The 13,377-nt window shown below is 57.6% G+C and carries 15 protein-coding genes; 12 read left to right on the plus strand and 3 right to left on the minus strand.

Annotated elements, in window-relative coordinates; genetic code table 11:
- Positions 1-47 precede the first annotated feature (47 nt).
- Positions 48-1,010, minus strand: coding sequence for a quinone oxidoreductase family protein (locus tag O3S68_RS21215; protein ID WP_269232403.1), 963 nt, complete (start codon positions 1,008-1,010; stop codon positions 48-50).
- A gap of 109 nt (positions 1,011-1,119) precedes the next feature.
- Here O3S68_RS21215 and O3S68_RS21220 point away from each other — a divergent pair, with 109 nt between their 5' ends.
- The 11 genes from O3S68_RS21220 (at position 1,120) to O3S68_RS21270 (ending at position 10,891) form a co-directional block, all read left to right on the plus strand.
- A complete protein-coding gene (locus O3S68_RS21220) occupies positions 1,120-2,013 on the plus strand; it encodes a LysR family transcriptional regulator (RefSeq protein WP_045514238.1) in 894 nt (297 codons plus the stop codon).
- A gap of 250 nt (positions 2,014-2,263) precedes the next feature.
- Positions 2,264-2,599, plus strand: coding sequence for a glycine dehydrogenase (locus tag O3S68_RS21225; RefSeq protein WP_020456287.1), 336 nt, complete (start codon positions 2,264-2,266; stop codon positions 2,597-2,599).
- A gap of 10 nt (positions 2,600-2,609) precedes the next feature.
- Positions 2,610-2,972, plus strand: coding sequence for an SFCGS family glycine-rich protein (locus O3S68_RS21230; protein WP_020456288.1), 363 nt, complete (start codon positions 2,610-2,612; stop codon positions 2,970-2,972).
- A gap of 2 nt (positions 2,973-2,974) precedes the next feature.
- Positions 2,975-3,271 carry a DUF4312 family protein gene (locus O3S68_RS21235; RefSeq protein WP_020456289.1) on the plus strand — a complete coding sequence of 99 codons (297 nt, stop codon included), beginning with the start codon at positions 2,975-2,977 and terminating at the stop codon, positions 3,269-3,271.
- A 51-nt stretch (positions 3,272-3,322) separates the two neighbouring features.
- Positions 3,323-4,099: a DUF4311 domain-containing protein gene (locus O3S68_RS21240; RefSeq protein ID WP_017459108.1), complete on the plus strand. Its 777-nt coding sequence runs from the start codon at positions 3,323-3,325 to the stop codon at positions 4,097-4,099.
- A 9-nt stretch (positions 4,100-4,108) separates the two neighbouring features.
- Positions 4,109-4,750 (plus strand): DUF4310 family protein, encoded by a 642-nt coding sequence (locus tag O3S68_RS21245; protein ID WP_269232404.1) that lies wholly within the window; start codon positions 4,109-4,111, stop codon positions 4,748-4,750.
- Between the two features lie 42 nt (positions 4,751-4,792).
- Positions 4,793-5,926, plus strand: coding sequence for an amidohydrolase/deacetylase family metallohydrolase (locus tag O3S68_RS21250; protein WP_269232405.1), 1,134 nt, complete (start codon positions 4,793-4,795; stop codon positions 5,924-5,926).
- Positions 5,910-7,028, plus strand: coding sequence for a DgaE family pyridoxal phosphate-dependent ammonia lyase (locus O3S68_RS21255; protein ID WP_269232406.1), 1,119 nt, complete (start codon positions 5,910-5,912; stop codon positions 7,026-7,028). Before O3S68_RS21250 ends, O3S68_RS21255 begins: the two co-directional genes overlap by 17 nt.
- The gene (gene dagF / locus O3S68_RS21260) at positions 7,025-7,765 is read left to right on the plus strand and encodes a 2-dehydro-3-deoxy-phosphogluconate aldolase (RefSeq protein ID WP_020456293.1); all 741 of its coding nucleotides are present in this window, start codon (positions 7,025-7,027) and stop codon (positions 7,763-7,765) included. The genes O3S68_RS21255 and dagF overlap by 4 nt, the downstream gene beginning before the upstream one ends.
- Before the next feature lie 52 nt (positions 7,766-7,817).
- On the plus strand, positions 7,818-8,966 hold the full coding sequence (locus O3S68_RS21265; RefSeq protein WP_269232407.1) for a lactonase family protein: 1,149 nt from the start codon (positions 7,818-7,820) through the stop codon (positions 8,964-8,966).
- 14 nt (positions 8,967-8,980) lie between these two features.
- The gene (locus O3S68_RS21270; protein ID WP_269232408.1) at positions 8,981-10,891 is read left to right on the plus strand and encodes a BglG family transcription antiterminator; all 1,911 of its coding nucleotides are present in this window, start codon (positions 8,981-8,983) and stop codon (positions 10,889-10,891) included.
- Between the two features lie 34 nt (positions 10,892-10,925).
- Here the strand turns inward: O3S68_RS21270 and O3S68_RS21275 are convergent, their stop codons facing one another.
- Positions 10,926-11,759, minus strand: a complete 834-nt coding sequence (locus O3S68_RS21275; RefSeq protein ID WP_269232409.1) for an oxidoreductase — start codon at positions 11,757-11,759, stop codon at positions 10,926-10,928.
- A 104-nt stretch (positions 11,760-11,863) separates the two neighbouring features.
- Here O3S68_RS21275 and O3S68_RS21280 point away from each other — a divergent pair, with 104 nt between their 5' ends.
- A complete protein-coding gene (locus tag O3S68_RS21280; RefSeq protein ID WP_269232410.1) occupies positions 11,864-12,784 on the plus strand; it encodes an AraC family transcriptional regulator in 921 nt (306 codons plus the stop codon).
- 44 nt (positions 12,785-12,828) lie between these two features.
- Here the strand turns inward: O3S68_RS21280 and nrdG are convergent, their stop codons facing one another.
- Positions 12,829-13,293, minus strand: coding sequence for an anaerobic ribonucleoside-triphosphate reductase-activating protein (nrdG, locus tag O3S68_RS21285; protein WP_269232411.1), 465 nt, complete (start codon positions 13,291-13,293; stop codon positions 12,829-12,831).
- Positions 13,294-13,377 lie beyond the last annotated feature (84 nt).

Here is a 13,377-nt window from a genome sequence, read left to right on the forward strand (position 1 = left end):
TTATTATGTGCTTCCCTGGTGCTGTTTCATTTTTAAAACGCGTTATGTCAGGGGATCAAAATTACCTTCCCGCTAAACTCTCTGTTTTCCAGCAAGTCATGCGCCTCTTTACCCCGGTAGAGCGGAAAAGATGTCACCTCCGGCAATTTAATATGTCCTGCTTTCAGCAGCGCAAACAGGCGATCGGCGCGGCGCTGCCGCTCTTGCTGCGAGGTCAGATAAGTCCACAGATCGGCACCGATAACGCCGGTGGAACGCAACAAAAACTGCGCCGGATCCGGCGTGGGGATCGTGCCGCCGGACATACCGAACAGCACAACGCGCCCGCCATCTTTCAGGCTGTCCAGGCTTTGTTGCAGCGTGCTGCCAACCGAATCAAACACGATATCGCAACCCGGCGTATACCACGCGCGAACCTGTTCAGGCCATGAGTCGTAATCGGCGGCGGCGTCTGCGCCGTTACGCAGGCAGAGGCGTTGCTTGGCCTGGTTTGAAGCCACGGCGAACACCTGCACCCCCCGGTGTACCAGCATTTGCGTCAGCAGGCTGCCCACGCCGCCAGCGGCGGCCAGCACGGCGACACGCATGCCGGGTAGCACCGGTAACACATCATGCACCAGATAATCTGCGGTTAAGCCTTGCAACAGAATCGACGCGGCCTGCGCTTCAGAAAGCCAGTCGGGAAGGCGAATAGCTTTTTCCTGTGCCACCACAATATGGCTGGCGTGCGCCAGCGGCACATCGGCAAAACCCACGCGATCGCCCGGCTGCCAGCCGCTTACCCCGCTTCCCACAGCAATCACCTGACCGGCGCCTTCATATCCGGCAACCCAGGGGGCACTTCCTGCCAGCGGGTAACGCCCCTGGCGGCGATAAATATCCGCAAAATTCAGCCCGGCGGCAGACACGTCAACCAGCAACTCACCCGCGCCGGGCTGCGGTGTAGGGTGATTGTGCAGGTACAGCACATCCGATGCGCCAAATTCATTGAAAACCAGCGATTGCATCATTAAGAACCCTATAAACGATAATGGCGCTATTATTTTCCGCGTCCTGTTGCGGATAAATGGGGCGTTGTTATCTTCATTTGATACTGTGGGTTTAGAATGCGGGTGGAAAATGGATTATCTCAAATGCGTTGAGTCGTTTGTCAGCACCATCAAGTTCGGCAGTTTTACCGCCGCCGCCGACTCGTTAGGCATCACGCCGGCAATGGTCGGTAAACATGTGCGCGAACTTGAGCGTCGCACCGGTTGCAAGCTGCTGCACCGCACCACGCGCCGCCAGGGTCTCACCGAAGCGGGCCAGCGTTTTTACCAGTATGGTCTGCAAATCCTCGCCACTGTTCGCGAAGCAGACGGGTTAGCCAGTCATCTTTATGAAAATGTCTCTGGCCTGCTGCGCATCAGCGCGCCGGTGGCCTGGGGCAACCATGTTTTAACCCCCATTCTGTCGCGTTTTTTACAGCAATATCCCGGCGTGAATGCGGAAATGGTGCTGGGCGATCGCAAAGTCTCGCTGATTGAGGAGCGCTTCCAGCTCGCTGTGCGCGTCGGTGCTGTCAACGATGAAGGGATGATTGCCATTCCGCTGGCGCCGTACCAGATGATCCTCGCCGCATCGCCAGACTATTTAGCGCGACACGGCACGCCCGAAACCCCGGAAGAGTTGAAACAGCACCACTGCATCAGTTTTAGCCAGTGGCGATCCGATCACAGCTGGCAGCTGCAAGGGCCGGACGGTAAGCAAGAGGTGGCGATTACCCCGCGGCTGATGGTAGATTCCGGCGAGGCGATTCGCCAGGCGGCGCTGGCCGGGCTGGGGATTGTGCAGCACGCCGACATCATGTTGCAGCGGGATATCGACGCAGGTCGCCTGTGTGCTGTACTGCCGGGCTATTTACCGCCGCCGCGCCCGATGCACTTATTACATTTACCCGGCAGGCCGTTGCTGCCGCTGGTGTCGTCATTCACAGATTATCTGTTGCGGGCGCTGAACAACGGGCAGGAATAAGTAAACCTTATTCACCTCACACTTTTCCTCTCCCGTCCGCCGTTTTTTTGTGCTTTTGGGCTGCCGTTTTTCCGCCGCTTTTGGTCAAAATTGTGACCGCAATACAGTGAAAAATCCCTCAGCGGCCTTATTTTGAGGCGCAGATCACTAAAGCCTTCCGCGTTTCCACTTCGAAGTGGAAAACTCCTCGCTACAAACTCTTAACCTGCAACGTTAGTTTTATTCCGAAGCCATTAACGGGGTACGACGAGTGAATAACGGAGCGGTAATAAACGACGCGGAGCAGGCTGCGCAAACGGCAACCCTCGCTGAACGCATGCTGAAGCAGGTGTATGCCTTACTCAGTTCTCAGAACATTACGCCGAACGCGGTGCAGCAACAGATGCTGACCTCTCATGTCCGCGCGATGGCGCACCGGTCGGTAACCGGCGAACCGCTACCGGAAGTGGACGCCAGCCTGTTTGATGAGATCTCGGCGGATTCCATGAACCTTGCCCGCGACGTCGTGGCGGCCTTTGGCAACCTTCCGGAAGAAGAAGCCTGGCTGCTGTCGGTGCATTTCGAAGTGGCGAAAGACAACCTTTAAGGAGCGAACAATGGAACAGATTACCGTAGTGATTGGCGACCGTCTGGGGAAAGGCCAGAAAGTGGCGGCCGGTGTAGAAAAAGCGGGCGGCCGCGCGGTGGTCGTGCCGGGCGTGGCGGCGGATATGAAACTTGGCGACGTGATGAAAGCGGAAAACGCCACCTTTGGCATCTCCTTTTGCGGCAGCGGCGGCGCGGGCGCAATCACCGCGCAAAACAAACATGGCTACAAAGCCAAATACGGCATGCGTTCTGTGGAAGAGGGCGTGACGGCGATTAATGAAGGCTGCAACGTGCTGGGCTTTGGCTTTATGGACAAAGAAGAGTTAGGCGAGCGTCTGGTGCAGGCGTGGCAGAAAAAATACGGCGCATAACCATGAAAGAACAGTTCACCACCACGGTCAGGGTAAAGGGCAAGGGCGATGCGAAAGCGCGCGCCTTCGCCGATGCGCTGAACCATGTTCAGGCCGCGGTGATGAAAACGTCGCCGCACATTTTACTGCGCATTGAGCCACAGGACGTGCAGGTTGTTCAGGCGCAGGAAACGACGCGCAAAGAGGCGTTTTTGTTCCTCTTTCTGCGCCGTATAAGACGCACGTACAGCGTGGAGCTGGACGTCACCGTCAACGTGACCGCCATCAATCTCGATAAAGTGGATTTCGTCACGCAATAACTCACCGCATACCCCAGAAATCACTATCACAGGGTAGAAGAGGGCAGACTGATGTTCTTAATCATACTAATAAAATCGCTCATTATCGGCGGCCTGGTGGGCGTCGGCGTGGGCGCAGGGGCTGCACGCATGTTCCATGCGCCGACCACGCAAGGGATGGGCGCGTTTCGTACACTGGGCGAACTGAACTCCTGCGAAGGGGACCCGGCTTCGCACTTCTCTTTTGGTCTGGGTTTCTTCTTTAACGCCTGGGCGTCATCCGTTGCGGCGGGGTCGTTCACCCAGGACGTTGACCACCGCATTATTCCGAACTGGGGCGCTGCTGCGTTGATGGTGAAAAACCGCAACGTGGGCGAAACCCTGCACGATCCGAAAAAGATGGCTATCGCCTGCGGCTTGATCGGCATGGTGGTCGTCACCTTCCTCAACCTGACTGCTTCCTCCGTTCCGGCGGCGTTGCAGGTGACGGCGGTGAAAGTGCTGGTTCCGGCCGCGAACCTGCTGGTCAACACCGTGATGCCGGTGATTTTCTGGCTGGCGGCAATTGATGCAGGCAAGAAATCCGGTTTCTGGGCGACCGTTTTTGGCGGCGCGGCACAGCTCATTATGGGTAACGCCGTACCGGGTCTGGTGTTGGGCATTTTGATTGGTAAAGGTGTGGAAGAGAGCGGCTGGAACCGCGTCACCAAAGTGATGATGACAGCGATTGTCGCGCTGTTTGTGCTGAGTGCGTTCTTCCGCGGCTTTGATCTGAAAATGATCGAGTCCTTCCACCTGAGCGCGCCGGACTGGCTGTCGCTTATCCACAACTCGCTCAGCGGCAAATAAGGAACCGAGATGGAACAGAATAAAGGCTTTTGGTACGCCGACTGGTCATTCCCGATTTTCGTCGGCCTGCTCTCTTCCGGCGTGTTCGCCGGGACACATATGTACTACCTGTACGGCATTGGCGCGTTTAACGAAGTGGCGTTTGTTTCGATGCTGCGTTCCGGCATGGATACCGGCGTTTACGGCGCGGTGGCGGCATTTGGCGCGAGCTTCCTGTTTGCCCGCATTATCGAAGGTTCGCTGGTCGGTATTCTCGATATCGGCGGCGCTATCCAGACCGGAGTGGGGCTTGGCGTGCCGGCGCTGCTGCTCGGCGCGGGCTTTGTCTTCCCGGTGGCGAACTTTGTGGCTTCGCTGGCTACCGGGCTGATCATCGGCCTGGCGATTGGCTACCTGATTATCCTGGCGCGTAAGTTCACCATCAACCAGAGCGACTCCACCTACGGCGCAGACGTGATGATGGGCGCGGGTAACGCGTCCGGCCGCTTCCTCGGCCCGTTGATTATCCTCAGCGCGATGACCGCTTCCATTCCGATTGGTATTGGTTCGCTGATTGGCGTGCTGCTGTTTTACCTCTGGCAGAAGCCGATCACCGGGGGCGCGATCCTCGGCGCGATGCTGCTGGGCTCCATTTTCCCGGTAGCCCTCTGACACCCACGGGCGCTGCGGCGCCCGTTACTCCTGGAGATACGCATGTTTGATTTACTCCTGCGCCGGGCGCGTCTGGTTGACGATACGGTGACGGATATCGCCATCGCGGCGGGCAAAATCGCAGCGCTTGGCGATATCGACGGCCCGGCGGCGAAAAGCGTGGATTTACGCGGCGAACACTATGTCAGCGCCGGGTGGATCGACTCCCATGTCCACTGTTACCCGAACTCACCCATTTATCACGACGAGCCCGATAGCGTCGGTATCCAGACCGGTGTTACCACGGTCATTGACGCCGGGAGCACCGGCGCGGATGACATCGATGATTTCTATGCCATTACCCGTAAGGCGTCGACGGACGTCTATGCGCTGCTGAATATCTCGCGCGTCGGGCTGATTGCGCAAAACGAGCTGGCGAACCTGAATAATATCGACGCCAAAGCTGCGCGTGAGGCTATAAAACGCCACCCGGATTTTATTGTCGGCCTGAAAGCGCGCATGAGCAGCAGCGTGGTCGGCGACAACGGCATCACACCGCTGCAACGCGCCAAAGTCATCCAGCAGGAAAACGGCGATTTGCCATTGATGGTGCATATTGGCAACAACCCGCCAAACCTTGATGAGATTGCTGAGCTGCTGACCTCCGGCGACATCATTACCCACTGCTATAACGGCAAACCGAACCGCATTTTGACGCCTTCCGGCGAGCTGCGCGCCTCGGTGATGCGCGCCATTGCGCGCGGGGTGCGGCTTGATGTCGGGCACGGCAGCGCCAGTTTCAGCTTTGCGGTGGCACAGCAGGCCATCGCGCTGGGTATTTTGCCGCAGACCATCAGCTCCGACATTTACTGCCGCAACCGCATCGATGGCCCGGTGCGCTCGCTGGCGAATGTGATGGCGAAATTCCTCGCCATCGGCATGTCGCTGCCGCAGGTGATCGCCTGTGTGACCGACCACGCCGCTGATGGTCTGCGCCTGCAGCATAAAGGGCGTCTTGCCGTGGGTTTCGACGCCGATCTGACCATTTTCGACCTGAAACGCCAGCCGGTGCTGTTCACCGATGCGGAAAACGAGACGTTACAGGCCGAACAGATCCTCACGCCGCTTGCCGCCATTCGCGCGGGCAAGGGCTATATGACCGAACAAGGGAGTGCCGAACATGCCTTCGATTTATGATAAGTACCAGCTAAAACAGGTGATTAATGCTTCCGGGCGCATGACGGCGCTCGGCGTTTCCACGCCGCGCCCGGAAGTGGTCGACGCTGTAGTCAGCGGCATGAATCACTACTTCGAAATGAAAGACCTGGTGAATAAAACCGGGGAGTACATTGCAAAACTGCTGGATGTCGAAGGCGCGACCGTGGTGTCGTGCGCTTCCGCCGGCATTGCGCAATCTGTCGCCGCCGTGCTGGTGAAAGACAGCGACTGGCTGCTGGAAAACCTGCACAGCACACCGATTGAGAACAACGAAATCGTACTGCCGCGCGGGCACAACGTTAACTTTGGCGCGCCGGTAGGCACCATGGTGGCGCTGGGCGGCGGCAAAGTGGTGGAAGCCGGTTACGCCAATGAATGCTCTGCCGATCAACTGGCGGCGGCAATCTCACCGCGTACTGCAGCGATCCTCTTTATCAAATCTCATCACTGCGTACAAAAAAGCATGCTCAGCGTGGAGCAGGCCGCCGTGGTGGCACGCAAGCACAACCTGCCGCTGATTGTCGATGCCGCAGCCGAAGAGGATTTGCAGTGCTACTACCGCGCCGGAGCCGACCTCGTTATCTACAGCGGCGCAAAAGCGATTGAAGGGCCAACCAGCGGGCTGGTGATCGGCAAAACGCAGTATGTGGAGTGGGTAAAACGCCAGACGGCGGGCATTGGCCGCGCAATGAAAGTGGGCAAGGAAGGCATTCTCGGTCTGACCTGCGCCATTGAACACTATCTTTCTGCCAGCAAAGAGAGCGGGGCGGAGATGGTCGCCAAAATGACACCGTTTATTGAGCAGCTCAACACGCTAAAAGGCGTGAGTGCGCGCGTGGTGTGGGATAGCGCCGGGCGCGATATTGCCCGCAGCGAAATCAAATTTGATGAAGCCGTCACCGGTATCTCTACCGGCGAGCTGGTCAGCGCCCTGAAACAGGGGGAATACGCCATTTACTTCCGTGGTTATAAAGCCAACGAAGGGATTATCGAAGCCGATGTGCGCAGCGTCACCGCCGATCAACTGACGATCATTTATCGCCGCATCGCCGAAGAACTGAACAAGGGAGCAAATGCATGAAACTGACGCCGAATTTTTACCGCGACCGCGTATGCCTGAACGTGCTGGCGGGCAGCAAAGAGAACGCCAGCGCGATTTACGAGGCCGCGGAAGGCCATGTGCTGGTCGGCGTGCTGTCGAAAAACTACCCCGATGTCGCTACTGCCGTCGCGGATATGCGCGACTACGCGGCGCGTATCGATAATGCACTTTCCGTTGGCCTCGGCGCAGGCGATCCAAACCAGTCGGCCATGGTCAGCGCCATCTCCCGTGAAGTTCAACCGCAGCACGTTAACCAGGTGTTCACCGGCGTGGCGACCAGCCGCGCGCTGCTCGGGCAGAACGACACGGTGGTTAATGGCCTGGTCTCGCCAACCGGTACGCCGGGAAGGGTAAAAATTTCCACCGGGCCGCTGAGCAGCCAGGCGCCAGACGGCATTGTGCCGGTGGAAACCGCCATTGCACTGCTAAAAGATATGGGCGGCAGCTCCATTAAATACTTCCCGATGGGCGGGCTGAAATGCCGCGACGAATTTATCGCCGTGGCGCAAGCCTGTGCGCGCCATGATTTCTGGCTGGAGCCGACCGGCGGCATCGATCTGGACAACTTCAGTGAAATCCTGCAAATCGCGCTGGATGCGGGTGTTCGCAAGGTGATCCCGCATATTTACAGTTCGATCATTGATAAGGCGAGTGGCGACACGCGCCCGGCGGATGTTCGCCAGTTGCTGGATATGACCAAAGCACTGGTGAAGTAAACGATCTTCCCTCCCGATACGGGAGGGCCACCTCGTCACGTAAGGAGCCACCATGCTTACCGCTCGTCATCTGCTTACCGCTTCACTTTCTCTGCTGGCAACCAGCGCCATGGCACAAACGCAGTACGCCTGGGTCGGAACCTACAACCCGAACGGCGAAGGGCTTTATCGCTTTACCGTTGATCCGCAATCCGGTGCGCTTGGCAATAAAACGCTGGTCAGCCCGTTGCCGAATGCGGCACAGCTAACGGTGGCGCGGGATGGTAAAACCCTCTACCTCGCCAGCGAAGTGGAAAAGGGCGCGGTACAGGCGCTGCGTATTGGCGCTAACGGCGAGTTAAGTGTGCTGAACCAGGTGGCGTCCGGCGGTGCCGGACCGGTCTATCTGTCGCTGACGCCGGATGGGCGTTTTCTGCTGGTGGCGAACTATGTCAGCGGATCGATTGCCGTGCTGCCGGTGAAAGCGGATGGCAGCCTCGGCGAAGCGGTGGATACGCGTCAGGATCAGGGCGAACCGGGGGCCGCGAAACCGGCTGCGGCGGTGGAAGGTAGTTTTGCGATTAGCGATCACAATGGTCCGCATGCGCATATGATCGCCGTCGATCCGAGCGGGAAATTCGTCTTTTCCACCGATCTTGGGCTGGATCGCATTTATCAGTATCAGTTTGATGGCAAAACGGGCGCGTTAACGCCGAATGATCCACCCTTTATTAGCGCCTCTTCGCAAGGTGCCGGGCCGCGCCATTTTGTGTTCACGCCAAAGGGCGATGGCCTGTGGCTGATCAATGAAGAGGCCTCAACGCTTACACACTATGCGCTGAACAAAACCACCGGCACGTTGCAGCCGGGGAAAACCTTTTCGGCGCTGCCGAAAGAGTATAAAGGCACCAGTTTTGCCGCCGGGCTGGTATTAAGTGGTGACGGTAAACAGCTGTATGTCGCCAACCGGTTGCATAACAGCATCGCGCACTTTACGGTGAAAGCCGATGGTTCGCTAACCCATCAGGACGATGTCTGGACGCGCGGCGATTACCCGCGCACGCTAACGCTGGCGGAGAATGGCCGCTGGCTATACGTGATGAATCAGCGCAGCGATAACATCACCCGTTTTCGCGTGGAACGCGACGGTAAATTGCAGTTTGAGCCGGACTACACGCCGATAGGCAGCCCATCTCAGATGGTTATTTCATCTCACCCCTAAGCCTGGAGAGCGACGTGCGATTCCCGAACCAACGTTTGGCGCAACTGTTCATGATGTTGCAAAACGAGACGCTACCGCAGGATGAGCTGGCACAGCGCTTGTCGGTCTCGACGCGTACCGTTCGGGCCGATATCACCGCACTGAACGCTCTGCTGCTGCACCACGGCGCGCAGTTTATTTTGACGCGCGGCAGCGGCTATCAACTGAAAATTGATGACGTCACGCGTTACCAGAGCTTGCAGGCGTCGCGCCCGCGCGCGCTGCGCATTCCGCGTAGCGGGCCGGAGCGCGTGCATTATCTGGTGGTGCGTTTTCTCACCTCCGCCTTCTCGCTCAAGCTGGAAGATCTGGCGGATGAGTGGTTTGTTAGCCGCGCCACGCTGCAAAATGATATGACCGAGGTGCGGGAGTGGTTTTCCCGCTACCGTCTGACGCTGGAAACGCGCCCGCGCCACGGCATGAAACTGTTTGGCAGCGAAATGGCGCTGCGCGCCTGTCTGACGGATCTGTTGTGGGAACTGGCGCAGCAAAATGCCGATAACCCGCTGATCACGGAAGAAGCGCTTAATCCGGGGGTGCCTGAGGCGCTGGCTACTATTCTGCATGACTGTTTTAACCGCCATCATATTCGCCTGACGGATGAGGGCGATCTGTTTATCCGCCTTTACTGCGCGGTGGCGGTTCGCCGCATCAGCGAGGGCTATCCGCTCTCTGAATTCAGCGCCGAAGATGGGGACGAAAATGTCAAAGAGGCGGCGCGGGATATCTCTGCTGCGCTGCAACATCTGGCGGGAAAACCGCTGGCGGCGGCGGAAGAGCACTGGCTGCGGGTGCATATCGCCGGGCGACGCGTGCAGGCGATCGCACCCAGCGCCATCAGCGCCGATGACGACGAAGCGCTGGTCAACTACATCCTTGGCTACATCAACACGCACTATAACTACAACCTGCAAAACGATGACCAGCTACATGCGGATCTGCTCACCCATATCAAAACCATGATCACCCGCGTGCGCTACCAGATAATGATCCCTAACCCGTTGCTGGATAACATTAAACAGCACTACCCCATGGCGTGGGATATGACGCTGGCGGCGGTCTCCAGTTGGGGGAAATACACGCCGTATGTGATCAGCGAAAACGAGATCGGTTTTCTGGTGCTGCATATCGGCGTGGGTCTTGAGCGCCATTACAACGTGGGTTATCAGCGCCAGCCGCGGGTGTTGCTGGTATGCGATGTCGGAAATGCGATGGTGCGGATGATTGAAGCGGTGCTGTCGCGTAAATATCCGCAGATTTTGGTAACACGCACCGTGACGCTGCGTGAGTACGAGCAGTGCGACGGCATCGCGGAAGATTTTGTCATCTCCACCGCGCGGGTAAATGAAAAAGATAAGCCGGTCGTCACCATCGCGCCGTTTCCCAGCGAGTATCAACTGGAGCAGATCGGCAAGCTGGTGCTGGTAGACAGAACGCGGCCGTGGATGCTGGAAAAGTATTTTGATGCCGCGCATTTCCGCATCATTAACGGCGCGATGGATCAACAAACGCTGTTCAACACCTTATGCCATCAATTGCAGGATGAAGGCTTTGTCGATGCGGAGTTTCTCGATTCGGTGGTCGAGCGTGAAGCGATTGTCAGCACCCTGCTCGGCGAGGGTATTGCGTTGCCGCACGCCCTCGGGCTGCTGGCGAAAAAGACGGTGGTCTACACCGTGCTGGCTCCGCAGGGGATCGCGTGGGGCGATGAAACCGCGCATGTCATCTTCTTGCTGGCGATCAGCAAGAGCGAGTATGAAGAAGCGATGGCTATCTACGATATTTTCGTCACCTTCCTGCGCGAGCGCGTAACGGCGAGGCTCTGTGCCTGCGCGGATTTCGCGTCGTTTAAAAGCGTGGCGATGGAGTCGCTGAGCCGCTTTTGAGCCTATACCGGGGCGCTTGCACGCCCCGTGCCCGTTAACCATCGGTAGAGCGGGTCAGTGCCTCCCATGCGTCAATCTCCGCAGTGAGTGCCGCCAGTTTTTCACGCACCAGGCTGAGCGCATCGCTGCCCAGCAGCAGGTGCGCGGGCGGCGTGTCACTGTCTATTATCGCCAGCATGGCGCGAGCCGCTTTGACGGCATCGCCGGGCTGCTTTCCGCTCTTTTCCTCGCGCGCCTGGCGAATCGGATCAAAAAGCGCATCGTAATCGGCAATGGCGCGCGGGGTGCGGATCATCGAGCGCCCGGCCCACTCGGTACGAAACGATCCCGGCGCTACTGCCGTGACGTGGATACCAAAAGGCTTCACCTCTTTGCCCAGCGTTTCGCTGATCCCTTCCAGCGCGAATTTGCTCCCGCAGTACCAGGCGATCCCCGGCATGGTGATATAACCGCCCATCGAGGTGATATTGATAATGTGCCCGCTGCGGCGCTGGCGCATGCCGGGCAGCACGGCTTTCATCATGGCCGCGGCACCAAATACATTGACGTCGAATTGGTGGCGCATCTCTGCAAGCGAGGACTCTTCCATGATCCCTTCATGGCCGTAACCGGCGTTGTTTACCAGCACGTCGATGGCCCCGATGTGTGATTCAACCTCTGCGACTACGTCATTGATTTGCGCAAAATCAGTGACATCAAGCAGACGGGCAAACGCCCGATGCGGATGCAGGGCTTCAAATGCCTGCTGCGCGTCGTGGTTGCGCACCGTGCCAATGACCTTGTGACCCGCAGCCAGTGCTTCCTGCGCCAGCGCACGACCAAAGCCGCTGCTGACGCCGGTGATGAAAAGTGTTTTTACAGGTGACATAACGCCTACTCCCATGAAAAATGGAAGCTGCATAGTATTCTCAGATTTGCTGGCTTTTTAGGCCATATCTTCTTTTTTTATTGCCTGATCTTATGAGGTGCGCGATGTCTGACATGATCGCGAGGTTAATGGAACTTGCCCCGCAGGAGGGGTACAACCTGACCGCGCTGGCGGATGTGCGCATTTTGCGTTCCGATCGCCCGCTGGCCCGCACGCCGGTGCTGTACGATCCGGGGATCGTGATTGTCTGCCAGGGCAGCAAGCGGGGGTATTTCGGTCAGCAGATCTATCTTTACGACGAACAGCACTACCTGGCGGTATCGGTTCCTGTGCCTTTTGTGATGGAAACGGATGCATCGGCAGACCACCCGTTGCTGGCAATTTACATGCATCTGGATTTTCAGGTCGCCGCAGATGTGATGCTGCAAATTGAACAGCACGGCTTTCCGCTGTTATCCGCTTCGCCGCAAAGCATGATCTCCAGCCCGATGGACGAGACGCTGAAAACAGCGGTGCTGCGTTTACTGGAGACGCTCGGTAACCCGCTTGAGGCGGCAATCCTTGGTCCGGCGCGGGTACGGGAACTCTATTTTCGTGTTTTGACCGGCGCACAAGGCAATGCGATGCGCGCCGCGTTAGCCTTGCAGGGGCAGTTCGGTAAAATTGGCAAAACGCTGCGTTACATTCATGCGACTTATGCTCAACCCTTAACGCTGTCGCAACTGGCTCAGCAATCCGGGATGAGCGTGCCAACATTCCACAGCCATTTCAAAGCGATAACCCGCATGCCGCCAATGCAGTATGTGAAATCGGTACGGCTGCACCAGGCACGGATGTTGATGGTTCGCCAGCGACTCACTGCCGCAGCGGCCTGTTACGCCGTCGGTTACGAAAGCCCGTCACAGTTTAACCGCGAATTCAAACGGCTCTTCGGTTTACCGCCGGCGGAGGAGGTCAGACGTATGCAAAACAGTTTTGCCGTTCCTCCGGCGCATTCAGCGTCGGAATACATATCGTCGCACTGAAATGAAAATATGCAGGGAAGTATTGTGAAAATTGCGCGAGGAAATCAACGCAAGTGATGTACAACCTGGTTGCTGCTGCCGCGCCAGATAAGCATCGGGTCTTTCAGATCCTGAACAAATTTGCCGTCGATCAGCACGTTGATCAACCCGACCACCTCCCGCTGCGCGGCGTTCAGTTCGTCCATTTTGTAACCGGTCCACACCCAGATATCTTTACCCGGGCATTCCGAGCGAATGCGGGTCACCAGCTTTAAAATATCCGGTATGTTTTGCGGGTGCAGCGGATCGCCGCCGGAGAGCGAAATTCCCTGGCGTTTGATGCGCGTATCGTTGAGATCGGCAATGATCCGATCTTCCATTTCTTCGGTAAACGGCACGCCGGAATTCAACCGCCAGGTGCTTTTGTTGTAGCAGCCAGGGCATTCGTGTACGCAGCCGGAGACGAACAGTGTGCAGCGGGTGCCGGGGCCGTTGACGATGTCGACTGGGTAGTATTGGTGGTAATTCATGTTTCCTCGTCGCATTTGGCGCTGTAGCTGCGTTGGCTACTCTCGCGCACCCGGGTCACTTACTTATGTAAGCTCCCCGGGATT

Origin of the sequence: Kosakonia sp. SOY2 (genome assembly GCF_027109175.1) — a bacterium.
In the GTDB taxonomy this organism is placed as follows: Bacteria; Pseudomonadota; Gammaproteobacteria; order Enterobacterales; family Enterobacteriaceae; genus Kosakonia.